This is a genomic window from Pseudomonas sp. FFPRI_1 (genome assembly GCF_055384485.1).
In genome coordinates, this window is record NZ_AP029168.1 from 3,857,925 (window position 1) to 3,884,634 (window position 26,710).

General features: G+C 66.7%; 18 protein-coding genes. 9 read left to right on the forward strand and 9 right to left on the reverse strand.

All coding sequences use genetic code 11. The annotated features are described in order from the left end of the window. Positions 1 to 396: 396 nt before the first annotated feature. Positions 397 to 2,667 (reverse strand): TonB-dependent receptor, encoded by a 2,271-nt coding sequence (locus ACZ5BO_RS17175; protein WP_464695832.1) that lies wholly within the window; start codon positions 2,665 to 2,667, stop codon positions 397 to 399. Positions 2,668 to 2,767: 100 nt separating this feature from the next. Between ACZ5BO_RS17175 and ACZ5BO_RS17180 the strand changes: the two genes are divergently transcribed. Next, complete coding sequence (locus tag ACZ5BO_RS17180) at positions 2,768 to 3,031, forward strand: hypothetical protein (RefSeq protein ID WP_464695833.1); 264 nt, start codon at positions 2,768 to 2,770, stop codon at positions 3,029 to 3,031. Between the two features lie 482 nt (positions 3,032 to 3,513). Here ACZ5BO_RS17180 and ACZ5BO_RS17185 read toward each other — a convergent pair whose 3' ends face one another. The 6 genes from ACZ5BO_RS17185 to ACZ5BO_RS17210 form a co-directional block, all read right to left on the reverse strand. Next, complete coding sequence (locus ACZ5BO_RS17185) at positions 3,514 to 4,572, reverse strand: ABC transporter substrate-binding protein (protein WP_464695834.1); 1,059 nt, start codon at positions 4,570 to 4,572, stop codon at positions 3,514 to 3,516. Between the two features lie 37 nt (positions 4,573 to 4,609). After that, positions 4,610 to 5,662, reverse strand: coding sequence for an ABC transporter substrate-binding protein (locus tag ACZ5BO_RS17190; protein WP_025129038.1), 1,053 nt, complete (start codon positions 5,660 to 5,662; stop codon positions 4,610 to 4,612). Between the two features lie 19 nt (positions 5,663 to 5,681). After that, the gene (locus ACZ5BO_RS17195; RefSeq protein WP_464695835.1) at positions 5,682 to 6,839 is read right to left on the reverse strand and encodes an LLM class flavin-dependent oxidoreductase; all 1,158 of its coding nucleotides are present in this window, start codon (positions 6,837 to 6,839) and stop codon (positions 5,682 to 5,684) included. Positions 6,840 to 7,458: 619 nt separating this feature from the next. Further along, a complete protein-coding gene (locus ACZ5BO_RS17200; protein WP_464695836.1) occupies positions 7,459 to 9,366 on the reverse strand; it encodes an ABC transporter ATP-binding protein in 1,908 nt (635 codons plus the stop codon). Beyond that, complete coding sequence (locus ACZ5BO_RS17205) at positions 9,359 to 11,140, reverse strand: ABC transporter ATP-binding protein (RefSeq protein WP_464695837.1); 1,782 nt, start codon at positions 11,138 to 11,140, stop codon at positions 9,359 to 9,361. The genes ACZ5BO_RS17200 and ACZ5BO_RS17205 overlap by 8 nt, the downstream gene beginning before the upstream one ends. 463 nt (positions 11,141 to 11,603) lie before the next feature. Further along, the gene (locus ACZ5BO_RS17210) at positions 11,604 to 12,851 is read right to left on the reverse strand and encodes an acyl-CoA dehydrogenase family protein (RefSeq protein WP_464695838.1); all 1,248 of its coding nucleotides are present in this window, start codon (positions 12,849 to 12,851) and stop codon (positions 11,604 to 11,606) included. Between the two features lie 541 nt (positions 12,852 to 13,392). On the opposite strand from ACZ5BO_RS17210, the gene ACZ5BO_RS17215 reads away from it, so the two are divergent. The 8 genes from ACZ5BO_RS17215 to ACZ5BO_RS17250 all read left to right on the forward strand — a co-directional run bounded on the left by ACZ5BO_RS17215 (position 13,393) and on the right by ACZ5BO_RS17250 (position 22,603). Further along, complete coding sequence (locus tag ACZ5BO_RS17215) at positions 13,393 to 14,448, forward strand: ABC transporter substrate-binding protein (RefSeq protein WP_464695839.1); 1,056 nt, start codon at positions 13,393 to 13,395, stop codon at positions 14,446 to 14,448. Between the two features lie 15 nt (positions 14,449 to 14,463). After that, positions 14,464 to 15,195 (forward strand): class II aldolase/adducin family protein, encoded by a 732-nt coding sequence (locus ACZ5BO_RS17220; protein WP_464695840.1) that lies wholly within the window; start codon positions 14,464 to 14,466, stop codon positions 15,193 to 15,195. 257 nt (positions 15,196 to 15,452) lie between these two features. Continuing rightward, entirely contained in the window at positions 15,453 to 16,652 is a 1,200-nt protein-coding gene (locus ACZ5BO_RS17225) for an LLM class flavin-dependent oxidoreductase (protein WP_025129031.1), read from the forward strand. A 10-nt stretch (positions 16,653 to 16,662) separates the two neighbouring features. Continuing rightward, the gene (locus tag ACZ5BO_RS17230) at positions 16,663 to 18,234 is read left to right on the forward strand and encodes an ABC transporter substrate-binding protein (RefSeq protein WP_464695841.1); all 1,572 of its coding nucleotides are present in this window, start codon (positions 16,663 to 16,665) and stop codon (positions 18,232 to 18,234) included. Continuing rightward, complete coding sequence (locus ACZ5BO_RS17235; RefSeq protein ID WP_025129029.1) at positions 18,227 to 19,288, forward strand: ABC transporter permease; 1,062 nt, start codon at positions 18,227 to 18,229, stop codon at positions 19,286 to 19,288. Before ACZ5BO_RS17230 ends, ACZ5BO_RS17235 begins: the two co-directional genes overlap by 8 nt. Positions 19,289 to 19,311: 23 nt before the next feature. Then, positions 19,312 to 20,157, forward strand: a complete 846-nt coding sequence (locus ACZ5BO_RS17240; RefSeq protein WP_464695842.1) for an ABC transporter permease — start codon at positions 19,312 to 19,314, stop codon at positions 20,155 to 20,157. Beyond that, on the forward strand, positions 20,154 to 21,944 hold the full coding sequence (locus tag ACZ5BO_RS17245; protein WP_464695843.1) for a dipeptide ABC transporter ATP-binding protein: 1,791 nt from the start codon (positions 20,154 to 20,156) through the stop codon (positions 21,942 to 21,944). Before ACZ5BO_RS17240 ends, ACZ5BO_RS17245 begins: the two co-directional genes overlap by 4 nt. Before the next feature lie 191 nt (positions 21,945 to 22,135). Then, a complete protein-coding gene (locus ACZ5BO_RS17250; RefSeq protein ID WP_464695844.1) occupies positions 22,136 to 22,603 on the forward strand; it encodes an REP-associated tyrosine transposase in 468 nt (155 codons plus the stop codon). 272 nt (positions 22,604 to 22,875) lie between these two features. On the opposite strand, the gene ACZ5BO_RS17255 is transcribed toward ACZ5BO_RS17250, so the two are convergent. Together ACZ5BO_RS17255 and ACZ5BO_RS17260 are read right to left on the reverse strand one after the other, a co-directional pair. Then, positions 22,876 to 23,970, reverse strand: coding sequence for an LLM class flavin-dependent oxidoreductase (locus ACZ5BO_RS17255; protein WP_464695845.1), 1,095 nt, complete (start codon positions 23,968 to 23,970; stop codon positions 22,876 to 22,878). A 40-nt stretch (positions 23,971 to 24,010) separates the two neighbouring features. Further along, positions 24,011 to 26,590, reverse strand: a complete 2,580-nt coding sequence (locus ACZ5BO_RS17260; RefSeq protein WP_464695847.1) for a TonB-dependent receptor plug domain-containing protein — start codon at positions 26,588 to 26,590, stop codon at positions 24,011 to 24,013. Between the last annotated feature and the right edge of the window lie 120 nt (positions 26,591 to 26,710).

Consider the following 26,710-nt stretch of genomic DNA (forward strand, 5'->3'; position numbering starts at 1 on the left):
AGCTGGCTTACCAGCGAAGGCGTCGTCATGGACGGCGCAAGGCTTGCGGGCCTCTTCGCCGGCAAGCCGGCTCCTACAGGGTGGATGTGGGCGGTGGTTAGCGATACCGGCAGCCCGGAAATCAGGGTTTGGGTTCTCGCTCCCGTAGGAGCTGGCTTGCCAGCGAAGACGTCGTCATGGACGGCGCAAGGCTTGCGGGCCTCTTCGCCGGCAAGCCGGCTCCTACAGGGTGCGGCGGTGGTTAGCGATACCGGCGGCCCGGAAATCAGGGTTCGGGTTCTCGCTCCCGTAGGAGCTGGCTTGCCAGCGAAGGCGTCCGCATGGACAGCGCAAGGCTTGAGGGCCTGTTCGCCGGCAAGCCGGCTCCTAGCGGAAAGGGCGCGCAGTGCTGCGGCGTCAGAAGCGGCTGGTGACGCTCAGGCCCACGGTGCGCGGGTCACCGTAGGTGATGACGTATTGCCCCAGGGTGCCGTTGGGCCGGCCATGGACCTGGTAGCGGCGGTCGGTGAGGTTGTTGATGAAGCCGGTGACGCTGAGCTTTTCATCCGGGCTGAACCAGGTCAGGCGGCTGTTGGCCAGGGTGTAGTGGGGTTGGCTCAGGGTCTTGTCGGCGCTGCTCTGGCGGTCGGCGAGGAAATACTCCTTGTCGCGGAAACTCACGTCGCCACCGGCCACCAGCTTGCCGCCGATCTCCAGGGGAATGGTGTAGTCGGCCCCCAGGGACACTACGTTGCGCGGCGAACGCACGAAGCTGTTGCCGCTGTAGTCGCCGGTGATCGCGCCGGTGTTGGGGTTGGTGTTCTTGAAGTCGGTGTACTCGGTATCCAGGAACGAGATCGCCGCCCGCAGGTGCAGGTAGTCGGTGGGCTGGCCTTCCAGCTCCAGCTCGGCGCCCTTGACCTTGCCCTTGGCGCCATTGGTCAGGGCGGTGGTGAGCACGCCGTTGTTGACCGTCAGCAGGTTCACCTGGATGTCCGAGTAGTCGTAGTAGAAGACGTTGGCGTTGGCCGTCAGGCGGTGGTTGAACCATTCCGACTTGAGGCCGATCTCGTAGGCGTCCAGCTGTTCCGGGTCCACCGTGGTCAGCTGCGCCAGGCTGGTGGACAGCCCGGTATTGAAGCCCCCAGAGCGGAAGCCGTGGGCATAGCGGAAGAACACCCGGACGTTGTCGTTGATCCGGTATTCCGGGGTCAGGTCGTAGGTCCAGGCTTCCCAGGTCTTGCTCTCGTCGCGGCTGCCATTGCTGCCGGCGGCGCCCAGGGGAATCAGCGGGCCGTTGGCCGTGGCCCGGGTGAGCTGGGTCAGGTCCAGGTCGATGTCTTTCTTTTCCTGGGTCCAGCGCAGGCCACCGGTGACGGTGAAGTTGTCGGTGAAGTCGTAGGTCAGGTTGCCGAACAGCGCGTAGCTGTCGGTGGTGTGCTGGTAGTTGAGGTCGCGAAAGTCGGTGGCGCCGCCGGTCTGGTTGGAGCCGCTGCCATTGGGCGTGGGGCCCGGGGTGATGAGGCGCTTGGCCGAGCTGTCGAGGTCCTCATGGAAGTAGTGCACGCCTGCCAGCCAGCGCAGGGTTTCCTGCTGCGGCGAAGCCAGGCGCAGCTCCTGGGAGTACTGGTTGTAGCGGTTGTCGCTGATGGCCGCGCCATTGACCTCGTAGGGGGTGTAGTCGGCGTCGCTGGTGGATTGCCCGCGAATGTAGTCGTAGGCGCTGATGGAGGTCAGGGTGTAGTCCCCCAGGCGCCAGTTCAGGGTCAGGGAGGTGCCGTCGTGATCGAGCTTGGCGTCCTCGTTGACGTTGAGGGCGATGTTGCGTCCGTTGGGCCGCTGGTAGCCGACGTTGTAGTAGCGCCCCACCGGCAGCGAGCCGTTGCTGCCGTCGCCCTTGTATTCCCGGGCGTGGATCTTCAGCAGGGCGTCCAGGTCCGGGTTGAGCTTGGCCAGGAACTGCAGGCGCACGGCCTTCTTGTCGACGTCTCCGTAGGTATGGTCGTCGGTGAGGTTCTTCTGGAAGCCGTCGCGCTCTTCCGAATACAGCGACAGCCGCGCTGCCAGCCGGTCATCCACCAGGGCGCCGCCGATGGCGCCATTGAGGATGCGCTCGCTCTTGCTGCCGATGCCCAGGGTGCCGTAGCCGTCGGTGTCGAAGGTCGGCTTCTTGGAAATCACGTTGACCGCACCGGCGGTGGTGTTCTTGCCGTACAGGGTGCCCTGGGGGCCGCGCAGGATCTCGATGCGCTCCAGGTCGAACAACGGTCCGCCACCGGCAATCGGCGCATTGAGGTAGACGTCATCGGCGTAGATGCCCACTGGGAACACCGTGGCGGCCCCGGTATCACCGGTGCCCAGGCCACGGATATACCAGCGCGGCCGGCCGTCGCCGTCGGGGTTCTTGGCCGAGGCGTTGGGAATGAAAGTGGTGATGTCGCCCATGTTGCGCACCCCGTCGGTCACCAGGCTGGTGCCCTGGACTGCCGACACCGCCACCGGAACCTCTTGCAGGGTTTCCTCCCGGTGCTGGGCGGTGACGGTCACCGTCTTCAAGGCGGGCTCGGTGCTGTTTCTGGTGGTGTCGGCCTCGGTGGTTTCAGCGGCCAGTGAAGCCTGGCTGAATGAGCTCCCGGTGATGGCTAGCGCCAGCCATAGACTCTTGGTGATCGGATTAAGCGTATGCATGTGAATCTCCCCCATTTAAAGTTTCGCTGAAGGGGCAGGAGCAGAGATCGTGCCAAGAGTTTTTTATGGCTGTTTTGATTTGCTAAGTGATTGAAAACAAATGATTAAAGCCAAAGGCTTGGGCCGTAAAAACGGCAGCTTGCGCCGAGGCGAACAGCCGCATTGGAGAGGGGGTAAAACACCTGCGGTGGATTCAGCAGAAGTTGCTGGGTGGCTGCTGCTGGAGCAGCACCGCGTACCCCGCGAAATGCTGCCTCACCAACACAAGCGCAAGAGCCGGTTTGCCGGCGAAGAGGCCTTCGAATCTTGCGCTGAACTGGCGGACGCCTTCGCTGGCAAGACAGCTCCTACAGGTCCTAGGTGATTGCGGTGTTCCCCCCGTAGGAGCCGGCTTGCCGGCGAAGAGGACTTCGAACCTTGTGCTGAACTGGCGGACGCCTTCGCTGGCAAGCCAGCTCCTACAGGGCCCGGGTGATTGCGGTGCTTCCCCCGTAGGAGCCGGCTTGCCGGCGAAGAGGCCTTCGAGCCTTGTGCCGAACTGGAGGACGCCTTCGCTGGCAAGCCAGCGCCTACAGGTCCGAGGTGATTGCGGTGTTCCCTCCGTAGGAGCCGGCTTGCCGGCGAAGAGGACTTCGAACCTTGCGCCGAACAGACGGACGCCTTCGCTGGCAAGCCAGCTCCTACAGGTCCCAGGTGATTGCGGTGTTTCCCCCGTAGGAGCCGGCTTGCCGGCGAAGAGGCCTTCGAACCTTGCGCCGAACTGGCGGACGCCTTCGCTGGCAAGCCAGCTCCTACAGGTCCCGGGTGATTGCGGTGTTCCCCGGTAGGGGCCGGCTTGCCGGCGGGTCAGACGGCTACTCGGGAGGTGGAGCCGATGACCGTCTCCAGCACGCTGAAGTCGATCCATTCCCGTACATCGAAACGTCGGGGAATGAACTGCCAGCGGTGCAGGAAGTCGGTGAAGTCCTGCAAGGCCTCGATGGACCGCGCATCCAGGGTGGTACGCAGGCGTCGGTGGGCATCCTCGCCATAGGCGGCCGCCACCCAGTACTCGCTGGTGTTCAGCTCTCGGGCGAGAAAGCGCCGGGTTTCTTCAGGGTTGGCCCAGGCCCATTGCTCGGTGCGCAATACGGTGTCGACGATTTTCACGCTGGCATCGAAGTGCTCGCGCAGCAGGTGGGTGTCCACGGTCAGGGTACGGGGCGTGCCGTTGTTGGAGCGGATCAGCGGGTCGGGGTGGGAGCCGGTGTCCACCACCACCTGCAGGCCGAACTCGTTGGCCAGGTGCACGGCGTGGGCACCCTTGAGGAAGATCGCGTCGATGTCGCCGCGCAGCAGGCCGATCAGTTCGTTGTTGCGGCGGCTGAAGCGGGTCACCCCAAGGCTGACTTCGGAACCGTACAGGTGCTGTTTCTGCTCGTCGCTGTAGGTGCCGCCATAGGGGTAGTCCACCAGTTCGACGTCACTGACGGCCAGGCCTTCGAGCCTGAGGGCGTTCTCCAGGCCGCGCAGGGCCTGGGCCCGGGTGAAGTCGATCTGCACGTTGGCCCACTTGGGCAGGCCGAAGCGCCGGTTCTTCAGGTCGCGGATGCTCTTCACGCCGCTTTCCGCGGTGGTCAGGATCAACTGCACCTCGTCGCTCCAGGACAGCCCCAGGACCCGGGTCTGCACGCCGCTGGAGTAGGCCCAGATGGCCGGGATGTTGCCGCCATGGCGCACCGAGTTCTGCAGGTGGTGATCGTAGTGGGCTTCGCGCACTTCGCGTTCGCTGGATTCGCGCAGGGACTGGATATTGGTGCCGAACGGCAGGAAGGCCTCGGCCAGGCGTCCGGACTGTACCGCGATGCCGAGCCCGGTAGGCACCGGGCTATGGGTGTACCAGAGGGTATCGAGTGATTTGCTCATAAGGGTCTTCAGTTCGAATCCATGAAACCTGGCGCGGTCAGCCGGCCAGAGCGGTAGGGGTAGCCAGCAGCGCATCCAGCGGCCGGCGGTCGATCCATTGGCGTACGTCGACCTGTTGCGGGATGAAGCGCCAGCGCCGCAGGAAGGCGCTGAAGTCTTGCAGCGCAGCGATGGCCTGTTCATCCAGGCCGGTGCGCAGGCGTAGGTGGGCGTCGTCGCCATAGGCGGCGCTGACCCAGTACTCGCTGCTGTTGGTTTCCCGGGCCAGGTAGCGGCGGGTGTCTTCGGGGTGCCTGTGGGCCCAGTCTTCGGCCTTCAGCACCGCGCCGAGAATGCCCTGTGCGACGTCGAAGTGCTGCTCCAGCAGATGACTGTCCACCGTCAGGGTGCGTGGCGTGCCGTTGTTGCAGCGGATCAGCGGGTCAGGGTGGGCACCGGTGTCGATCAGGGTGCGCAGGCCGAACTCGTGGGCGTGGCGGGCGGCGCTGGCGCCCTTGAGAAAGATCGCGTCGACCTCGCCCCGCAGCAGGCCCTGCAGTTCCAGGTTGCGGCCACTGGCCGGCTGGGCGCTGACCGGGGTGTCGGCCAGGGTCTGCACCTGCGGGTCGCTGAAGGTGCCGCCGTAGCGGTAGTTCACCAGTTGCAGGTCGCCCACTTGCAGGCCCTCCAGGCCCAGGGCGTTTTCCAGGCCGCGCAGGGCCTGGGCGCGGGTGAAGTCGATCTGCGCCGCGGCCCAGTCGGGCAAGCCGAAACGCCGGCCCTTGAGCTGCTTGATGCTGTGAATGCCGCTGTCGGCGCGGGTCAGGATCAACTGCACCTCGTCGGCCCAGGACAGGCCGATCAACCGGGTTTCCCGGCCCTGGGCCCGGGCCCACAGGGCCGGGATGCTGCCGCCGTGGCGCACCGAGTTGCGCAGGCTGTGGTCGAAGTGGGATTCACGCACGGCCTGGTCGGCGGACTCGCGCAGCGACTGCACTTGGGTGCCCAGGGCACTGAGGCTGTCCTGCAGCCAGCCTTGCTGCACGGCGATGCCCAGGCCAGTGGGGACCGGGCAGCGGGTGTACCAGAGGGTGTCCAGAGGATGAGACATGAACGGGCTCCTTAAGGCGTCAGGCACGCGCCTGCAAGGGCGTCGCCTGGGCGACGGGGCGTTGCTGCACCAGGGGCAGCACTTCCTGGCCGATGCGCAGGGCTTCTTCCAGGTGCGGGTTGCCGGCCAGGATGAAGGTGGAGAAACCGGCGTCGCGGTATTCCACCAGGCGTTCGGCGATGTTCTGGTGGCTGCCCACCAGGCCCACGGTGGGGCCGGGCTTGGCCTTGGCGAAGCCGGCCCAGAGGTTGGGGCCGAGGATCAGGTCGTCGAAACGGTCGATGTTCTGGTGATAGGCGGTCTGTCGGGCGCCGCCGACGGAATCGGAACCACTGGTGAAGTTCTTGGCGATCAGGCTGCTCTTGCCTTCGAGCCTGTCGAACTGGCGGCGCAGGTCGGCCCAGGCCAGCTCCTCGGTTTCCCGGGCGAACAGGTCGACCCGCAGGCCGAAGCGCACCGTGCGGCCCTGTTTGTCCGCCAGCTCCCGAACCCGTTCGATATGCGGCTTGAGCTGGTCGATGGGCTCGGCCCAGTTGAGGTAGACGTCGGCATGCTTGGCCGCCACGTCCAGGGCCGCGTCGGAGAAACCGGAAAAGTACACCCCAGGCTTGCGTTCATGTTGCAGGCCCGGGGGCAGGGCGCCGTTCTCCAGCTGGTAGATATCGCCCTCATAGGAGAAGCGCTCGTTGTCCCAGAGACCCTGGATGATGTCGAGGAACTCGCCGGTGCGCTGGTAGCGCCGGTCATGGTCCAGGTAATCGCCGTTGGCCCGCTGGCTGACCGGGTTGCCGCCGGTGATGATGTTCCAGTCCAGGCGGCCGTGGCTGAGGTTTTGCAGGATCGCCGCCTGCTGGGCGGCATAGGCGGGCAGGGTCCAGGTGGCCTGGAAGGCGATCAAAAAACGGATGCGCCGGGTTTCCCGGGCCAGGGCCGCGGCGGCGATCCACGGCTCGGGGCCGGTGGGCAGCAGCGCACCCTCGAAGCCGGCGAGCTCGGCGGCCTTGGCCACCTGGGCGATGTAGTCGATGTAGGTGAAACCGTCGGCCTCGCCGTTGGGCAAACGCCCGGGAGCGATATGCCCGGGACGGTGCTGGGGGTTGCCGCGATTGTGTTTGTCGGTGCTCAACTGCGGACCGTCGGTGCCCAGCGGCAGGCGCCAGAAAAATTCAGTGCTCATGGGTGCTCCTGATTCAGTAACGCGTTGCGCCGCGCGGGTGCGAAGACGCCTTCAGGAGTGGTTGCAACGGCCATGCCATGGGCCGCTGATGCCGCAGGTAAGGGGATTGAGGGGCCATGCCAGTGGCCTTGGCGAGGGCGAGTGCTGCTGTAGCAGCACCCGGTCAGCAACCGTTGCTGAGCGCGCAACAGAGGCGCCGCCGCCCAATACCCCCGTAGGAGCCGGCTTGCCGGCGAAGAGGCCCTTGAGCCTTGTGCTGCCCTTGCGGGCGCCTTCGCTGGCAAGCCAGCTCCTACGGCTGGCGCGATAGCGGCGTCGTTCTTGTAGGAGCCGGCTTGCCGGCGAAGAGGCCCTTGAGCCTTGTGCTGTCCTTGCGGACGCCTTCGCTGGCAAGCCAGCTCCTACGGCTGGCGCGATAGCAGCGTCGTCCTTGTAGGAGCCGGCTTGCCGGCGAAGAGGCCCTTGAGACTTGTGCTGTCCTTGCGGACGCCTTCGCTGGCGAGCCAGCTCCTACAGCTGGCGCGATAGCGGCGTCGTTCTTGTAGGAGCCGGCTTGCCGGCGAAGAAGCCCTTGAGTCTTGTGCTGTCTTTGTGGACGCCTTCGCTGGCAAGCCAGCTCCTACAGCTGGCGCGATAGCGGCGGTGCTTTTGTCGGCGCCGGCTTGTCGGCGAAAGGGGCTGCGGGGGTTGCGCCGCCGGGCTGGTCGGCGCTGCGCAGGTAAGCCTGGTACAACGCAGCATAGGCACCGTTCTGCCGGATCAACTGCTGATGCGGCCCCTGTTCCACCAGCCGGCCATGGCGGATCACGGCTATCCGGTCGGCATCGCGGATGGTCGCCAGGCGGTGGGCGATGATGATCGCCGTGCGCCCTTCGCACAGACGGCGCAGGGCGCGCTGAATGCGCTGCTCGGTGTGGATGTCCACCGCCGAGGTGGCTTCGTCCAGGACCAGCACCGCCGGGTTGGCCAGGTAGGCCCGTACCAGGCACACCAGTTGCCGCTGGCCATGGCTCAAATGCCCGCCCAGGGGGCCGACCTCGCTGTGGTACTGGTGCGGCAGGCGCTCCAGCACTTCGTCCGCGCCCAGCTCCCGGGCCGCCGCGATCAGGGTCGCGTCATCGGCGTCGGGAGCCGCCAGGCGCAGGTTGTCAAGGATGCTGCCGCTGAACAGCACATTGTCCTGCAGCACCACGCCCACGGCCCGGCGCAGGTCATGCTGGGCCAGTTGCCGGATGTCGATGCCGTCGAGCTTCACGGCGCCGCCCTGGACGTCGTAGAAACGCGTCAGCAATTGCACCAGGGTGCTTTTGCCGTGACCCGAGGGGCCGACGATCGCCAGCACTTCCCCGGCCGCAATCTGCAGGTCCAGGTCATGGATCACCGGGGTCGGGCTGTTGGGGTCATAGGCGAAGCGCACCTGTTCGAAGCTGACGTCGCCCCGTGGACGCTGCAAGGGGGGCGGCTTGTGCGGGTCGAGGACCTGGGGCCGGGTATCGAGCAGCAGGAAGATCCGCTGGGCCGAGGCCGAGCCGGTGGCGTAGCGTTCGAACAGGTCGGACAGCTCCTGCAAGGGGCCGAGAAACAGAAACACGTAGAACAGGCTTTCCGCCACCTGGCCCACGCTGACTTGCGCACTGGCCAGGCCAAAGGCGCCCACCAGCAACAGCGCGGCCATGCCGGCGGAGCTGAGCAGGGCGGTGAACGGGGCGAACCAGCTGGAGCGCAGGCTGCCGCGGATCAGCGCCTGATTGAAGTCCTCCAGCAGGCCGCGATAGCGCTGCAAGTTGCGCCCTTGCTGGCCGCATTGCTGGAGCATGCGCACGCCGCTGACGCTTTCCACCAGGTGCGCGGTGAAACGGCTGCGGTTCTCCGCGACCTTGGCCCAGTTGCGCTGGGAGATGCGCTTGAACCCCCAGGTCGCCACTGCCAGCAGCGGCACCGTGGCCGCCAGGCTGAGGAAGAATCGCGGGTCGATGCGCCACAGCATCACCGCGGCCAGCCCGCAGCGCAGCAGGGCCCCCAACAGCTCCGGCGGGCCCTGGATCAAAAGCGGCTCCAGGCTGTCGACGTCGCGGTCGGCGCGGGAAATGATCCGTCCGGCACGCGTCTGGTCGAAGTAGCTGATGCTCAGGGCCTGGACATGGGCGAAGACCTTGATCCGCAGGTCGTTGAGCACCCGGATCGCCGCGCTGCCGGCGACGAACTGTGACAGCCCGGCGAGGACAAAGCGCCCCAGCCAGCTGGCCGCCAGCCCCAGTCCCAGCCACAGCAGCAGCGACTCGTCCAGCCACCAGTGCCCCTGGTCGAGCACCAACCCATGGTCCAGCAGTTCACGGACGAACCAGGGCCGCAGAAAGACCGTGAACACCAGCAGCAGCTCGATGCCGATCACGCCCAGGATGGCCCCGCGAATCGGTCGCAACAGGGGCAGCAGGCGGGAAAACATGCTGCGGTCCAGGGCCTGCCTGGCGAGCATTTCTTCTATTTCGATGTCGCTCAGGGCCTTGCCGGCGATTGGGTTAGCCATGGTCGATTCCCAGCAGTTCGCGGTAGTGCGCGTTGGTGTTCAAAAGGTCGGCGTGACGGCCGCTGGCGCTGATGCGCCCGTCCTGGAGCAGCAGTACCCGGTCCGCCAGGAGAATGGTCGAGAGCTTGCTGGAGATCAGCAGCAGGGTGGTGGCCCGGCCCTGGTCCCGGCGCAGTTGGCGGATGTTGTGCAGCACCTGGCGTTCGCTGATGGCATCCAGGGCACTGGTGGCGTCGTCCAGGCAGAGAATGTCCGGCTCGCCGAGCAGGGCCCGGGCCAGGCTCAAGCGCTGGCGCTGGCCGCCGGACAGGGTCACCCCGCGATCGCCGAGCCGGCTGTCCAGCCCTCGGGGCAGGCGTTCGAGTACCTCTTCGGCGGCCGCCAGGGCCAGGCCCTGGCGCAGTTGCCGGTCGCTGGCAGCGGGGGCGCTCAGGCGCAGGTTGGCGGCCAGGGTGTCGGAAAACAGAAAGCTTTCCTGGGGCACCACATGCACTCGGCGCCGCAGTTGGTCCAGGTCCAGGTCGCGCACGTCCTGCCAGCCGCTGTGCTCGGAGCCCAGCAGCAGGCGGCCTGCGCCGACTTCCGTGAGGCGCGGCAGCAGGCTGGCCAGCAGGCTCTTGCCGGTGCCGGTGGCGCCGACCAGGGCGACGATCTCGCCGGGCTGCAAGGTCAGGGAGCAGTGCTCGAGGATCTGCCGGCCACCGCCCGGAGCGCTGACGCTGACCTCTTCCAGCTTCAGCCCCAGAGGCGTCTGTGGCAGCAGGGCCGTGCCGCTGCGAATGCCGGCCGGCTCATCCAGCAGGTGCCAGATGCGTTCGGCGCTGGAGCGGGCGTCGGCGAAGGTCTGCATCACCCGGCCAATGCCCTCGATGCGAAACACCAGGGTGGTGACGATCAACAGCGCGCTGACCAGCTCGCCGATTGCCAATTGCCCGGCCGCCACCCGATGGGCGCCATACACCAGGACCCACACATGGCTGAGGGCGACCACCGCCTGGGGCAGGGGAATCCGCGAGCTTGAATAAGCCAGGGCCCGGCGTGCCTGTTCGGCGAACAGCGCGACCTGGGCGGCAAAGCCCTGGACACGGCTGTGCTCCAGGGCGAAGGACTTGATCACCCGCACGCCGCCGATGCCTTCGCTGAGGTCCTGGTTGACCCGGTCGTAGGCGGCACCCACGGCGCGGTCCAGGCTCACCAGGTGCCCGGTCTGGCGCACGAAAATCCACAGCCCGCAGGCGGTCAGCAACAACGGCACCACGCCGAGCCAGGGGCTGTACCAGCTCAGCAGGCCGACCGTGGCCAGCACCACCAGGGGCGTCTCCACCACCTGGCGCCAGAAGCTGATCAGGGCATCGCGGACCTTGTCCGCATCGCGGGTGGTACGGGTGATCATCTCGCCCATGCCGTGCTGCCAGTGGTAGCCCAGGTGCAGGCCCTGGACCTGCTGCAGGATGCGTTCGCGCAGGCGGGTCAACAGCTCCTGACTGAGCACCAGGGACAAGACGCTGGCGGCGTACTGCAATGCGCCACGGCCCAGGGCCACCGCCAGCATCAGCCACAACCAGTACCAGCCGAGGCGGGCGTCCAGGCTGCCGTCTGCCAGACGCTGCACCGCCCGCCCGGCACTGACATCGTTGATTGCATGGCCGATCAGCCACTGTTGCCAGACCAGCCCCAGATTGACCGCGATATAGAGCAGCGCCACCAGGGCGAAGCGCCAGGGCATTTCCCGGTAGATCGCCAAGGCGCGCAAGAGAGGGTGTTTTTCGATCATGCAGGGCTCATTCAAAAAAGTCGGACACCCCCGTAGGAGCCGGCTTGCCGGCGAAGAGGCCCTTGAGCCTTGCATCGCTCTTGCAGGCGCCTTCGCTGGCAAGCCAGCTCCTACAGCAGTCAGATGGATCCCGCAGTCTCTGTAGGAGCCGGCTTGCCGGCGAAGAGGCCCTCGGGCCTTGCATCGCTCTTGCAGGCGCCTTCGCTGGCAAGCCAGCTCCTACAGCAGTCAGATAGATCCCGCAGTCCCTGTAGGAGCCGGCTTGCCGGCGAAGAGGCCCTCGGGCCTTGCATCGCTCTTGCAGGCGCCTTCGCTGGCAAGCCAGCTCCTACAGCAGTCAGATAGATCCCGTAGTCCCTGTAGGAGTCGACTTGCCGGCGAAGAGGCCCTTGGGCCTTGCATCGCTCTTGCAGACGCCTTCGCTGGCAAGCCAGCTCCTACGCGGGGGGCGGCGGTGGTTGGGTTATGGGGTCGGGCGGGTCGCTCCCTGTTGCTCCTTGGCATTGAGGATGGCGGTGTATTCGCCTGGGTCGACGCCGTTCAGGTAGTAGTTGCCAACGTGGTGCAGGCGCCAGCGGATCGGGTCGTGGGTGGTGTGCACCCGGGCGTTGCGCCAGAAACGATCGAGGTTCCATTTGCTCAAGGAGGAGCTGGCCCCCAGCAGGGAGAAGATGTCGCTGGAGATCTTCAGCGAGGCACTGTCGGAGAGGGCCCGGGCGGTGGCCACGGACAGGATCAACTGGTCCTGCAGTTCCTTGTTGTCCGGGTCCTGCTCGTGTTCGTCGAACACTCGGGCAGCGTCGCGCAGCAAGGATTCGGCGGCGCGCAGGGCCACGGCGTATTCGCCGATCTGCTTGATGATGTGCGGCTCTTCGCTGGCGTGGTCGACGCCGCTTTCGACCCAGGGCCGGGCGTGCTGTTTCAGGTAGTCCACCGCCGCTCCCAGGGCGCCGGCGGCGATCCCGGTGTCGATGGCCGCATGGAGGATCTGCGGGAAGGTCAGGCCGGTGCGCTTCATCGGGCCCTTGCGCGGCGAGACGAAGTCTTCGTCCAGTTCGATGTTGTCGAAAATCACCGTGCCGCTGACCGAGTTCTGCTGGCCGAAGGCGTGCCAGTCGTCCACCAGGGTCAGGCCCGGGGTGTTGCGGTTGAGCAGCACTCCGGCACCGCCGTCCTCACTGGCGGCGGTCAGGGAAATCCACTCGGCCAGGTAGGCGCCGGTGGAGTAGAACTTGCTGCCATTGAGGATCAGCTTGCCGTCGGCGCGACGTTCGATGCGGGTCTTGAGGGCGAACTTGTTCTTGCCGCCGACTTCCGCCAGGGCGTTGCCAAAGCGCTTGCCGGCCAGCACATCGCTGATCAGGCGGTCGCGTACGGCATCCGGGTAGCCATTGAAGATGCCCCGCAGCATCACGTTGTGGATCTGCAGCAACTGACCGACGCCGCCATCGGCCACCGAGATCAGGCGCACCGTCTCGACGATGGTGGCCACCGAGGCCCCCAGGCCGCCAAAGGCTTTGGGTACACCGATGGCGGTCAGGCCGCTGGTGGACAGCAGCTCGGCCTGGCGCCGGGGCAACTGGCCATTGGCCTGGGGATCGGCGGCGATGGCGGCGATTTGCGTGGCGATCTCCCGGGCGGCGGCGATGGCCTCGGCCTCGCTGCGCAGGACGCGTACCGGCGCGATGCTAAGGGTTTGTACGCTACTCATGTGTCTACCTCTATCAAAGGAATCGATCCACCGCAGGAGCCGGCTTGCCGGCGAAGGGGCCCTTGAGCCTTGCGCCAGTCCTGGCGACGCCTTCGCTGGCAAGCCAGCTCCTACAGGGGCGTGTGTATCGGCCTGATCCGTAGGAGCCGGCTTGCCGGCGAAGGGGCCCTTGAGCCTTGCACCAGTCCTGGCAACGCCTTCGTTGGCCCGCCAACCCTTGCAGCAGGTGTTGTGAGGGGCTTGAGCAAGTTCTGCGCCAGGGCCTTTTCAGCTGGCGAAAAATCCGTTGCAGGCCTTGTGCAACAAGGCCTTTGGGCGGGTGGTCAGGCGCGGCCAAAGCAGGTGTTGCTGCTCCAGCAGCAATGTCCGTCGGCCCGTTGCTCCAACAGCAGCAGTCGCCGTGCAATGCTGCTGGCCGGGCAGCAGTCGGCCTCGCGTCGATTTCGCCAGCAGCGGCGCAGGCCCCGTAATCCGCGGCCTTGCCCGGTTGGCACGGGCGCTGCAATGGCTCCGGCAACCGCCATTGCACAGGAACCGGTCCATGACGCTTGCTGCCTCTTTACCCCTATCCACTGCCCAGCCCGAGCTGGAGCAGATCTGGTTCACCCGTTGCCCGGTGCCCACCGCGTCCGGAATCGCCTACAAGCTGGGCTGGCTCAGCGAGGAGTTCGCCGCCGACGGCCTGCCGGTGGCGACCCTGCAGGAAGCCCGGCAACTGGGCCATCACCACTACGATCACCAACTGCCCGGGCTGTTTCGCGAGGGCGGCAACGTCCCGGCCCTGGCGGCCCGCGCCGCCGGTTCGCCGAGCCGGTTGATCGGCCTGACCTGGATCGAGGAGTGGCAGACCCTGCTGGTACGCCCGGACTCCGGCATCCGCCGCCCCGAGGACCTCAAGGGCAAGCGCCTGGCCTTGCCGGCCTGGGGTGAAAATCGTCCGGGGAGCATTGCCCGGGCCATGAGCCTGCACGGCTACAAGGGCGCCCTGAGCCTGGCGGGCCTGAGCTTCGATGATGTCGAACTGGTGGAAGTGGCGCTGCAGGACCAGGAGCGGGCAGCCAACCCCCAGGAAGGTTTGCAGCGCCTGTGGTCCGGCCTGGACTACCTGGCGCGCGGCGAGGTGGATGCGGTCTACGTCAAGGGCGCGGCGGCCGCCGATGCCGCACGGCGCCTGGGGCTGGTGGTGGGCATCGACCTGGACCTGATCGCCGAGCCGCGCTACCGCATCAACAACGGCACCCCGCGGCCGATCACCGTGCACCAGAGCCTGCTGGACAACCACTTCGACCTGGTGGTGCGCTTTCTCGCCCAGACCCTGCGCGCCGCCGATTGGGCGGCGCACAACCGCCCGGCGCTGAACGCCATCCTGGAAGAGGAAACCCGTGCCGGCAGTGCCGGTGTGAATGAGGCCTACCGCGGCGATTTCCATACCACCCTGGCGCCGGACCTGTCGCCCCAGCGTCTTCAGTTTCTCGATATCCAGAAAAACTTCCTCTACCGGCACGGCTTCCTGGAACGGGATTTCGCCATTGCCGATTGGGTCGATCCACGCCCATTGCTCGCCGCCCATGAACTGCTGGCCAAGCGCCGCGCCTGAACCCGGAGAATCGCCATGACCGTATTGATCAACGAAACACCCATTACCCAGGAACTGCAGGCCTTTATCGACCAGGTGCTGCTGGAGGCCGAACAGGCGTTCACCGTGTTTCGCGAAACCCGGACCATTACCGCCAACGGCACCGTGGGCTTCATCGAGCGGGTGCCGGGCCAGGAACTGCTGGTGTCGGTGAACTACGGCGGCCCGTGGAACTACCACAAGCCGTTGCAGGCCACGGTCACCGACTTTGCCGGCAAGGTCATCCTCGGCCAGGGCAAGGGCGGCCTGGGGCGCTACACCAAGCTGTTCCAGCAACACCCCGACATCACCACCGTGTCCCACGTGCATTCGCCGTACCTGGGGGCCTGGGCCCAGACCCACCGGAGCCTGCCGTTCCACTACGTACCGGTGCAGCGTTACCAGCTGGCCCGGGAGCTGCCGGTGTACATCGACCGGCGCCAGCCCGAGGTGGACTTCATCCTCGACAGCATTGCCCAGAACCCCTTCAATCTGGCGATTCTCGAAGCCAATGGCGGCTCCACCGTATGGGGCAAGCAAGGCTTGCGGGCCACGGCGGAATTCATCCTGCTGCTGGAGGAGGGCGCGCAACTGCAACTGCTGGCCGACGCCTTGGGTGGCTCCCGTCCTTATGGGCCGGGGGTCTTGACCCAGCAATGGAAGATGAGCGGCCTCTACGAGCGCGCCAGCGAACTGGGCCTGGTGCCGGCCATCGACCGGCGCAATTGACCTGACGCCCCACCGAGTCGCGCCGCGCCGGGTCGGGTCCCTACGGGATCTATCTGACTGCTGTAGGAGCTGGCTTGCCAGCGAAAGCGTCCGCAAGAGCGATGCAAGACCCGAGGGCCTCTTCGCCGGCAAGCCGGCTCCTACAGGGACTACGGGATCTATCTGGCTGCTGTAGGAGCTGGCTTGCCAGCGAAAGCGTTCGCCAGGACAACGCCCGAACGCTGCCAAAGGCGTTCAATCATTCAAGGAACAGGCACATGGCCGTCAAGATTCTCTGGTACCTCACCACCCCCGATGGCCCCTATCCCTGGGAGCCGGAAGGGCGCTGGAACACTGATTTTCAACACCTCAAGCAGCTGGCGGTGGCCAGTGATCGCCTGGGTTACTACGGCTCGCTGCTGGGCTCGAGCCCCAATGAAAGCCTGGCGGTCTCGGCGGCGTTGATCGATGCCACCCAGCGCTTGCGCTTTCTGGTGGCCCAGCATCCGGGGGAGTTGTCACCGGCGGTGCTGGCCAAGTGGGCGCTGACCTTCGATCAGTTCTCCAACGGTCGCTTGCTGTTCAATGTGGTCAACGGCAGCGACGCCGGGTTGGCCACCCTCGGGGTGCACTATCCCCACGATGAACGTTATGACTTCAGCCTGGAGTACTGGCGGGCCTTTCAGGGCTTCTACGCCGGCGATACCGCCGGCTACGACGGTCGCTACGTCAGGCTGGCGCCGCGCTCGCCGGCTGCGGCCAGCCATCCCCTGGGCGGCTGGCACGCACCAAGGCAGCGCCCCGGAATCCCGCTGTGGGGTGCCGGCACTTCCGGCCCGGGAGTGGCGCATTCAGTGCAGTTGCTGGATGTGTACCTGAGCTTTGCCAACACCCCACCGAAGCTTGGCGAGAAGTTTCGCAAGGTGGCCGCCGAAGCGGCGAAGATCGGCCGCGAGCTGAGCTTTGGCACGCGCCTGCAGATCATTGTCCGGGAAACCGCGGAGGAGGCCTGGGCCCACGCCGAGAAGCTGCTGCAGCGCACCTCGTTGCAGACCGCCCGGGCCTCCATCGAGCGCCAGTTGCCGCCGGGAGAAACCCTGGACAGCTTCCACAGCGACGATCCGCAGATCCAGCGCAATGTCGAGGCCATCCGTGCCGGGCGCCTGCCTAGGGCCCGGGACCTGGAGATCTACCCCAATGTCTGGCTTGGCCCGAGCCTGTTCGGCTTCAACATCCTCGGTCCGGCTGCAGGCACCTACCTGGTGGGCAGTGCCGAGCAGGTGGCCGAACGTATTCGCGAATACGAGGAGCAGGGCACTTCGGCCTTCATTCTTTCGGGCTTTCCGCTGATCGACGAAGCCCATCGGGTGGCAGACCTGCTGTTCCCGCTGCTGGACCTGGATCACGGTTTCGAAGTACCGCGCCTGGGGGCCACTGCGCCGGCCCGAGAGCCGGCGGTTGCCAGCGAGCAGGCCTGAGGAGCGAGCCATGAGCGAGGTGTTTTCCCGCCGGGAGTTTCTCGGCAATTCCCTGGCCGTGGGTGGCGGCCTGTTGCTGGGCACCAGCCTGCTCGGCGGCTGCGACAGTGGCGTGGCGTTGAGCGCTGCGGCGCTGGCGTCTAGCACGCCGGTGCGCGGCGGACGCCTGCGGGTAGGGATCATCGATGGCGACCAGTCCGGCAACCTCGATGCCCATAAACCCGTGGGCGGCGGGATCATTCGTGGTTGGGCGCTGTACAGCAAGTTCTGGGAGTGGAACCCGGACGTCAGCACCCGCCTGGCCCTGGCGGAATTCGCTGAACCCAATGCCGATGCCAGCGCCTGGACCATCCGCATCAAGCCGGGGCTGGAGTTTCACCACGGCAAGAGCATCGGCGCCGACGACATGCTGTTTTCCATCCTGCGCCTGACCGATCCGCAGCTGGCGTCACCCTTCGCCGGGCTGGTGGGGGCCATTGACCGCCAGGCCTTGCGCAAGCTGGACGAGCGCACCATCGAGATCCGCTTCAAGCAGGGCCAGAGCTTCTTTCCCCTGGACGAGACCCTGATCAGCTTCGGCGGCATCGTGCCCACCGACTACCACCCGCAGACCAACCCGGTGGGCGCCGGCCCTTACCGGCTCAAGCGCTTCATTCCCGGCCAGCGTTCGCTGTACAGCCGTTTCGAGAACTACTACAAGCCGGGGCAGCCCTATGCCGACGAGCTGGAAATCATCGAGTTCAAGGATCAGGTCTCCCGGGCCGCCGCCCTGCGAGCCGGGCAGATCGATGTGGCCAGTGGGGTCCAGGCCGAGCACAGCGCGCTGCTCAAGGCCGATCCGCGGCTCAGGTTCTATGCCTCGCCGAGCACCTCGTTCACCGGCTTCAACCTCAACCTGGCCAAGGCACCGTTCCAGGACGAGCGGGTACGCCAGGCGTTTCGCCTGCTGGCCGACCGCCAGGAACTGGTGGATCGCGGCCTCAACGGTTTCGGGCGGATCGCCAATGACCTGTATTCGCCCCACGACCCGACCTACAACCACGGCATTGCCCAGCGCCCCTACGACCTGGACCAGGCCCGCTCGCTGTTGCGCCAGGCCGGGCAGAGCGACTTGCGGGTAGAGCTGACCAGCACCCCGGGTGCTGGTGTCAATGCGGCCCTGGTGTTCGCCCAGCAGGCGAAGAAGGCCGGGGTGCAGATCAAGGTGACCCAGGTCGACGGCTCGGTGTTCAACGGGCCCCAGCGGGAAAACTGGCTGCTGTCGCCCGGGTCGACCCCGGCCCGGGGCTTTCTTGCCTCGGCGTTGCACAACGACGCGCCCCAGGCCATCTATAACCGCAGTAATTTCCACGATCCGCGTTTCACCGAGCTCTACCGACAGGCCCTGGCCCAGCCCGACCTGGAATTGCGCAAACCCCTGGTGCATCAGGCCCAGGCCATCCAGCACCAACGTGGCGGGCTGTTGATCTGGGGCTTCAACGATGTGCTGGACGCCGCCTCGGTGCGGGTCGGCGGCCTGACGCCGGAACAGACCACCTTCGCCTCCTGGCGCTTCGACGAGTTGTGGTTGAACCATGTCTGAACCCTGCGCAAAAGCCTCCAGAACCCCAGCCTGGCTGTCCTGGTTCATCGGTCGCCTGGGCTATGGCCTGCTCACCGCCTGGGTCATCAGCCTGGTGGTGTTCGTCGCCACCCAGGCACTGCCCTCGGACCCGGCGCGGGTGATCCTCGGCCCGGATGCGCCCCTGGACAGCATCCTCACCCTGCAACGCCAGCTGGGGCTGGACCGGCCGCTGCTGGAGCAATACCGGCACTGGCTGGGGCAGACCCTGACCGGTGACCTGGGCCAGTCCCTGGATTCCAATGCCCCCGTGGCCGAGGTGCTCTTTGCCCGGCTGGGCTACACCCTGGCGCTGCTGGCCGGGGTCATGGCCCTGGTGGTGCCCGTGGCCCTGGGCCTGGGGGTGGCCCTGGCCCTGCGCCGGGACAGCCGCCTGGATCGCTGGAGCCTATCGCTGCTGATCTTTCTCAAGGCGACGCCGGGGTTTCTCCTGGCCATTGGCCTGGTGCTGCTGTTCTCCATGCCCCACATGGACCTGCTGCCGGCGGTGTCGATCCTCGACCCGCAGTTGCCGCTGTGGCGGCAGTTGCAGTTCCTGGTGCTGCCGGCGCTGGCCCTGGCGCTGTCAGCCTTGCCCTACCTGACGCGGATGCTGCGTGCGGCGATGATCGAAGCCCTGGAGTCCGACTATGTGATTGCCGCGCGGCTACGGGGCATCCCGCAGTGGCGCATCGTCTGGCGCCACACCTTGCCCAATGCCCTGGTGCCGGCCATCCAGGGCCTGGCCCTGACCCTGCGCACGCTGATTGGCGGGGCCCTGCTGGCGGAAGTGGTGTTCAGCTACCCGGGCATCGGCACCTCGCTGAACTCGGCGATCCAGATGCGTGATTTGCCGATGATCCAGGCCATCGTGCTGGTGATCACCCTGGGGGTGGTGCTGATCAACCTGCTGGCGGACCTGGCCACGGTATTGCTCACCCCGAAACTGCGCACCGCGAGGCGGGTCGGCCTGATCCGCCGCAACCGGCGCGGCATCCAGCCCTGGTGGCGCCGCTCGGCGCCCAAGGCCCCCTGAACCTGCGGCATGAGAACCGATCCATGAGTGATTTCCGTACGTCCCGCTGGCGCCTGTGGCTGGCCGAACCGCAAACCCGCAAGGGCGCCCTGATCACCTTGCTGGTGGTGCTGCTGGCGCTGTTCGGCCCCTGGCTCGCGCCCCGGGGCAGCACCGAGATGCTCGGCCCAGTCTACGGTGCGCCCGCTGCCGGAGCCTGGCTCGGCTATGACTTTCTCGGCCATGACGTGCTGTCGCGCCTGCTCAGCGGTGGCCTGTCGGTGCTGTGGATGTCCCTGGCGGCGGCGTCCATCGCCTTGCTGCTGGGGGGCACCCTGGGGTTGCTGGCAGGCCTGTCACGGCGCCGCCTGGACCAGTTGATCAGCTGGCTGGCGGACGTGTCCCTGGCCTTTCCCGACCTGATCCTGGTGCTGCTGATCGTCTCCATGCTCGGGCGTGCGCCCTGGTTGATCGTGCTCACCGTGGCCATCGCCTTCACCCCCGGGGTGGTGCGCCTGGCCCGGGGCAGCGCGGTGGCGGTGGCCGGCCAGGAGTTCGTCGAGGCGGCGCAGATGATGGGGTATTCGCAGTGGCGGATTGTGTCCCGGGAGATCCTGCCCAACATCCTCACGCCCTTGCTGGTGCATTTCGGCAACATGCTGACCTGGGGCGTGGGCATGCTCTCGGGCCTGAGCTTCCTGGGGTATGGCGTGGCGCCGCCGGCCGCCGACTGGGGGCTGATGATCAATGAAAACCAGGCCGGGCTGCTGGTCCAGCCCTGGGCGGTACTGGCCCCGGCGCTGCTGATCGGGATCTTCGCCTATGGCACCAACATCCTTGCCGAGGGCATTGGGCGCAGCCAGTCGCGGATCGGGGAGAAGCGCCCATGAACGCGGTCGCGGAAATTGCCCGGGACGTGCGGGTGCTGCAGGTCGACGACCTGCGGGTGGAGCTGGCGCCCGAGGTGGATGTGCTCTCGGGGGTGTCGTTCAGCGTCGCCACCGGGGAGATCCTCGGCCTGGTGGGGGAGTCCGGATCGGGCAAGACCACCCTGGCCACGGCGCTGCTGGCCCATGCCCGCCAGGGCGCGCGGATCGTCGACGGCCGGGTCGAAGTGGCCGGTCAATCGTTGCTGGAGCTCTCGGGCCAGGCCTTGCGCCGGGCCCGGGGCAGCCTGATCGGCTACGTCGCCCAGGACCCGGCCACCGCCTTGAATCCGTCCCTGCGCATCGGCAGCCTGCTGCGCGAAACCCTGGCCGTGCATCAGCAGCACCTGGCACGGGGCGCGCAGCAGCAGCGGATCGTCGAAACCCTGGAGAATGTCGGGCTGCCGGCAGACCCCGAGTTCCTCCGGCGCTTTCCCCATCAACTGTCCGGTGGCCAGCAGCAACGGGTGATGCTGGCCCTGGCCTTTGTCCTGCGGCCCAGGCTGATTGTCCTGGACGAACCGACCACGGCCCTGGATGTGACCACCCAGGCGCACATCCTCGCGACCCTGCGCCAGCTGTGCAAAAGCCAGGGCGTGGCGGCGATCTACGTCTCCCATGACCTGGCGGTGATCAAGGACCTGGTGGACCGGGTGCTGGTGATGTATGCCGGGCGGATCGTCGAAAGCGCATCCCGCGAGGCGCTGTTTCGCCAGCCGGCCCATCCCTATACCCGGGGCTTGCTGGCGGCGATTCCCGACGTCGGCCAGCGCCGGCCATTGCTGGCGATCCCCGGGCAGGCCCCGGCGCCGGGACAGCGCCCCCGGGGTTGCGCCTTCGCCCCCCGGTGCCCGCGTCGCGGCCCGCAATGCAGCGTGCTCGAACCGCCATTGCGCACCCTTGCCCCCGAGGTCCAGGTGGCCTGCGTCGATCCCCATCGCCAGGCACTGCCGGAGCCTGTACCCGGGCCCGCGCTGCAGTTGGCGCCCGGAGCCGGGCTGGTGCCCTTGCTGGAGGTCAAAGACCTGAACCTGGCCTATGACCGCCAGGTGCTCTTTGATGTGTCACTGCAGGTGGCGCCTGGAGAGTGCCTGGCCCTGGTGGGCGCGTCCGGCTCCGGCAAGACCAGCCTGGCCCGGGCCCTGGCGGGACTGGGCGACAACGCCCAAGGCCGGGTGCGCTATGCCGGCCGGCCCTTGAGCCTGGCGGCGCGCCAGCGCGAGAAAGGCCTGCGGCACCAGATCCAGTACATCTTCCAGAACCCGTACCGGGCGCTGAACCCGCGGCACACGCTGTACCAGACCCTGAGCGCGCCCCTGGAGCATTTCTTCGGCATCCAGGGCGCCGAGGCCCGGGCCCGAGTGGACGCGGTGTTGCAGCGAGTGTCGCTGTCGCCGGCCCTGGCGGACCAGTATCCCCACAGCCTGTCGGGGGGCGAACGCCAGCGGGTGGCGATTGCCCGGGCGCTGGTGTGCGAACCGAAACTGCTGATCTGCGATGAAGTGACCTCGGCCCTGGATGTGTCGGTGCAGGCCTCGATCCTGGCGTTGTTGCGGCAACTGCAGGAAGAGGGCCTGACCCTGCTGTTCGTCACCCATGACCTGGGCGTGGTGCGCGCCATTGCCGACCGAGTGCTGGTGCTCAAGCAGGGACGGGTGGTGGAGCAGGGCACGGTGGATCAGGTACTGGGCCGGCCCGAACATGCCTATACCCGGACCCTGCTGGAGAACTCGCCGCGGCTTGGGGGATGAACGACATCTTCAGAGACCATTGCCCCGCCTTCGCTGGCAAGCCAGCTCCTACAGGGTCCGCGCGCATCCGTAGGAGCCGGCTTGCCGGCGAAGGGAGCGCCACAGACACACCCCGAGCCACAATCCGCCGTCGCCATCGCCCCCCACGCATTAGCCTTCCAATGTCACCCCGGCATTTGGAGGGCAACAGCATGCCTCAGCGTTTTCACGGCAACCGGCTGCGCATCGGGCGCTACTCGCAAACTGGCCAGATCTACCTGCTTACTGCGGTGACCCACCGCCGAGAGCGGATCTTCGATGATTGGCGCATCGGCCGCCTGCTGGTGCAGCAACTGCGTCAGGCCGAGCTCCACGGGCTGGCCCATTCCCTGGCCTGGGTGGTGATGCCGGATCATTTTCACTGGCTGCTGGAGCTGGGCGGTTGCTCGCTGTCGAGCCTGATGCGCAGGATCAAATCCTGCAGCGCGGGGGATATCAACGCTCGCCTGCACCGGAGCGGTCGGCTCTGGCAAAAGGGTTACCACGACCGCGCCCTGCGTCGCGAAGAAAACCTGCGCCTGGTTGCCCGTTACCTCATCGCCAACCCGATCCGCGCCGGCCTCGTCACTCGCGTGCACGACTATCCCCTGTGGGATGCTATCTGGCTTGCTGACGAATAGCGCCGCGAGTCTCGTATTGCCCGTGCGGACGCCTTCGCTGGCAAGCCAGCTCCTACAGCAGTCAGATAGATCGTGCAGGTCCCTGTAGGAGCCGGCTTGCCGGCGAAGAGGCCCTTGAACCTTGTGCTGTCTATGCGGACGCCTTCGCTGGCAAGCCAGCTCCTACAGTAGCCAGATAGACCGTGCAGGTCCTTGTAGGAGCCGGCTTGCCGGCGAAGAGGCCCTTAGGCCTTGTGTTGCCCTTGCGGGTGCCTTCGCTGGCAAGCCAGCTCCTACCGGGATGGGTGGGGCGCGGGGGAGCGGCGGGCGGCGGCTTCGCGGACGGCAGGGATGATCCAGCGGCCATAGTCGACGGTGTCGTAATACGGGTCGTAACCCCGGTTGAGGAAGGTGCTGACGCCAAGGTCGACATAGTCCAGCAGGGCCTGGGCCACGGTCTCGGGGGTGCCAACCAGGGCGGTGGTGTCTCCGTAGGCGCCCACGGCGGTGGCGGTGGGCATCCACAGGGCGCGGTCGTGGCGGTCGCCGCGGGCTGCCGCCGCCAGCAGGCGTTCGGAACCAGTGCCCTTGAGGCGCTGCTGCCAGGGGCTGCCAGCGGCGAACTGCGGGTTGGCCTGGATCTGCGCGAGGATCTGCTCGGCCCGTTGCCAGGCCAACTCTTCGGTAGCCCCCAGGATCAGCCGCACCGAGAGGCTGACCCTGGGCGCGCTCACTCCGGCGGCGCTGGCGGCAGCCTTCAGTTTGCCGATCTGTTCGGCAACCCCGTCCAGGGGTTCGCCCCACAGGGCATAGAGGTCGGCGTGCTTGACCGCGATCTGGTAGGCGATGTCGGAGGAGCCGCCGAAGGAAATCGGAATCTGCGGTTGTTGCAGGGGTTTCACCGGGGAGAAGGCGCCCTTGATGTTGAAGTAGCGGCCTTCGAAGTCGAAGGGTTCCTCGGCAGTCCAGGTGCGCCGGACAATCTCCAGGTATTCGTCGGTGCGCTTGTAGCGTTCGGTCTTGTCCAGCAGGGTGTCGCCTTCCTGGGGCTCGGCGGTGATGCCGGTAATGGCATGCAGGCGGATGCGCCCGCCACCGGTGGTGTGGTCCAGGGTGGCAAAGGCCCGGGCGGCCACGGTGGGGGCGCTGAGGGCCGGGCGGTGGGCGATCATGAAGCCCAGGCGCTCGGTGTGGGCCGCGGCGTAGGCGGCGATCTGCAGGCTGTCGGCGCTGCCCGGGCCGCTGGCGATCAGCACCCGGTCGAAGCCAGCGTGTTCATGGGCGCGGGCGTGCTCGCGGATGAATGCCAGGTCGAAGTCCGGGCTGCGGATGCCGCGGGTTTCGGACCATTGGCGGGGGAAGATCATGCCGACGAATTCGATGCTCATAGGGGGCGTTTCCTCGGGGGCAGCGTGTGGGAAAAGGGGGTTAGAAGCGGTAATCCACTTGGGCCAGCACGGTGCGTCCGGGCATCGGCTGCAGGAAGGTGTTGGTGGAGCCGGCCAGGCCGCTGACGAAGTTCAGCTCGTTGGTCAGGTTGAGCACGCGCAAGGTGCTGCTCCACTGGGGCTGGCGGTAGTAGAGGGCCAGGTCGAGGTTGTATTCGTCGGGGATCTTCACCGTCTTGCTCAGGTTCAGGTACCAGCTGCTAGTCCACCAGCCGGAGAGTTCGGCGCCAAAGCCCGAGTCGAAGCGGTAGTCGAGGTAGCCGCTGGCGGTGTATTCGGGGATCTGCACCGCGTCGAAGCGCCCGGAGGGCCGCTGGTTGAGGCTGTTGTTGTCGCCGAACACGGTGCCGTTGTCGGCAATGAACCCGGCGGAAGCGAAGCCGGCCTGGGAGGTGAATTCGTTGTAGGCGCTGAGTCTGGACAGGTTCAGGCCGCTGCGCAGGTGCGGGTCTGGCTGGTAGCGCAGGGTGGCCTCGGTGCCCTTGATGATCAGCCGGGCGATGTTGTTGTTGCTGTCCGGGGACTGGTCCCGGGCCTGCTTGAAGGTGGCCAGGGTCATGAACAGCTGGTCGGGGATGGCTTCGACCTTCAGCCCCAGTTCATGCAGCACGCTGAGGCTCTGGAAGGCCAGGGGATTGAGCTGGTTGGCGCCACTGCCGCTGCCCCAGCCCAGGCCGTTGGAGAAGAACCCGGTGTTGACCGCCAGGGAGCGGTCGAAGGTGTAGTACAGGGTGCTGTTTTCGGTGGGTTTGACGTAGGGGCTGACCTGGAAGGCGAACAGCCGGTAGTTGTGGCTGTCGTGCCGGTCGTTGCCACCTTTGAGGACGAAGGGGTTGTCGATCTCGGCGTCGATCCAGCTGCGGCTGGCGCCGATGTTCAGCCCCACCCGGTCGCCCAGGCGCAGGTTGTGCTGGCTGAACAGGGTCTTGGTGGTCCAGGTGCTTTCGGCGGTGTAGGGCGCCAGGGATTCGGCGTACAGGCCGTGGCCGGCGGGGTACATGGCCCCCAGGTTGAGCCAGCCGTAATAGTTGGAGTACTGGGGCACCCCGGGCTGGCCGATCCAGGCGCCGTTGCCGCCGGCGGGGTTGCTGCCGGTGAGCCCCAGCAGGTCGCCGGGGTTCTTGCCGGAAGGGTCCTGGGTCAGGTCGTAGGCGTTGATGGTGGAGCCGAAGTGGTTGTTGGCAGCGATCGACTGGTTGAACTCGCGGCGGTAGATCAGCCCGCTGTTGCTGTCGTCCCGCAGGGTCAGGTTGCCGAGCCGGGTTTCATTGCCTGAGCGGAACTCGAAACGGTTGTCCAGCAGGTTGTCCCTGGACTGCACCTGGAAGGCGCCGACGGCGTCGGTCAGGTCCCTGGAGCGCTGGTAGAAGGTGCTGTTGGCCAGGGTGATGGTCGGTGACAGATCGGCCTCGACCCGCAACTGGGTGGTGAAGCGCCGCGAGCTGTTCTGGTCTTCGCGGCGCTGCCCGGCCTGGGGCGACAGGGAACTCAGGCCGTTGCCCGCCAGGCTCGGGTCATACACCCAGCCACGCAGGGTGCCGGGGCTGGCCTGGGTGTTGGGCGAGGCCGCCTGGAAGCTGCCATCCACCACGCTGTACTGGCCCTGGGCGTTGCGCTGGCGCTGCACCCAGCCCAGGGTCGGGGCATTGGCCGCGCCCGAGGCCAGCACCGGCGACCACAGGCTGTTGCCATTCTGGATGATCGGCGTGGCACGCCCGGCGTAGTACTTGCCGCTGTCCACCAGTTGCTGGGTGGCGCGGTTCCAGCCGTGGGTGATGTTGTAGTCGTAGTAGTTGTCGTAGCTGGCGTTCCAGTCCACCCGCAGGTTGTCGTTGCGCCAGGCCAGGGCGCCGTAGAAGGCGTCGAAATTGTTGTCGACGTTGTCGTAGTAGTCCTGCTGGCGCTGTTTGCTGATGCTCACCCGGTAGGCCAGCTGATCGCTCAGGGGGCCGGTGTTGTCGATGCTGAACTTGCTGGAATCCCGGGACTGGCCGTCAGGTACCCAGGCGCCGAGCTCGCCGCTGAGACGGGTCTTGAATGCGCTGAAGTTGGGCTTCTTGCTCAGGTAGTTGACGTAGCCACCGCTGCCGGACACCGAACCGTAGGTCACCGAGGAGGGGCCGGCGACGATGTCCGCCCCCTCGTAGGCGTTGAAGTTGGCCGGATGGCGCACGCCGTAGGCGCGCTGGCCGTCCTGGAATACCTCCGAGCCCTGGGCGCGGAACTGCGGGGCGATACCGGCGTTCTGCCCGCCACCGCGGGTGATGCCCGGGGCGTACTTGACCAGGTCGTCGGCGCTGCGGATCGGGTCGTTGGCCAGTTGTTCGGCGTTGATCTGGGTGATCGAGCGCGGGGTGTCCAGAACCTTGGTTTCGGTGCCGCCATACACTGAAGTCGGCGGCCGGGTGGGCAGGGCGTCGTCATCGGGCTGGCTGCTGGCCTGGACCGTCACGGTTTGCAGCTGGGTATCGGCGGCGCACAGCGGCGATGTCAGGGGTGAAAGCATCACTACGGCCAGAGCCGGGCCGAATGCGGGGCGAGCGAAGGCGTTGGAGGGCATGGCACATGAGCCTCATGTTGAATCGCATGGGTGTTCTGCAGGAGCCGGCTTGCCGGCGAAGAGGACCTTGAGGCTCGCGGTGCTCTTGCGGGCGCCTTCGCTGGCAAGCCAGCTCCTACG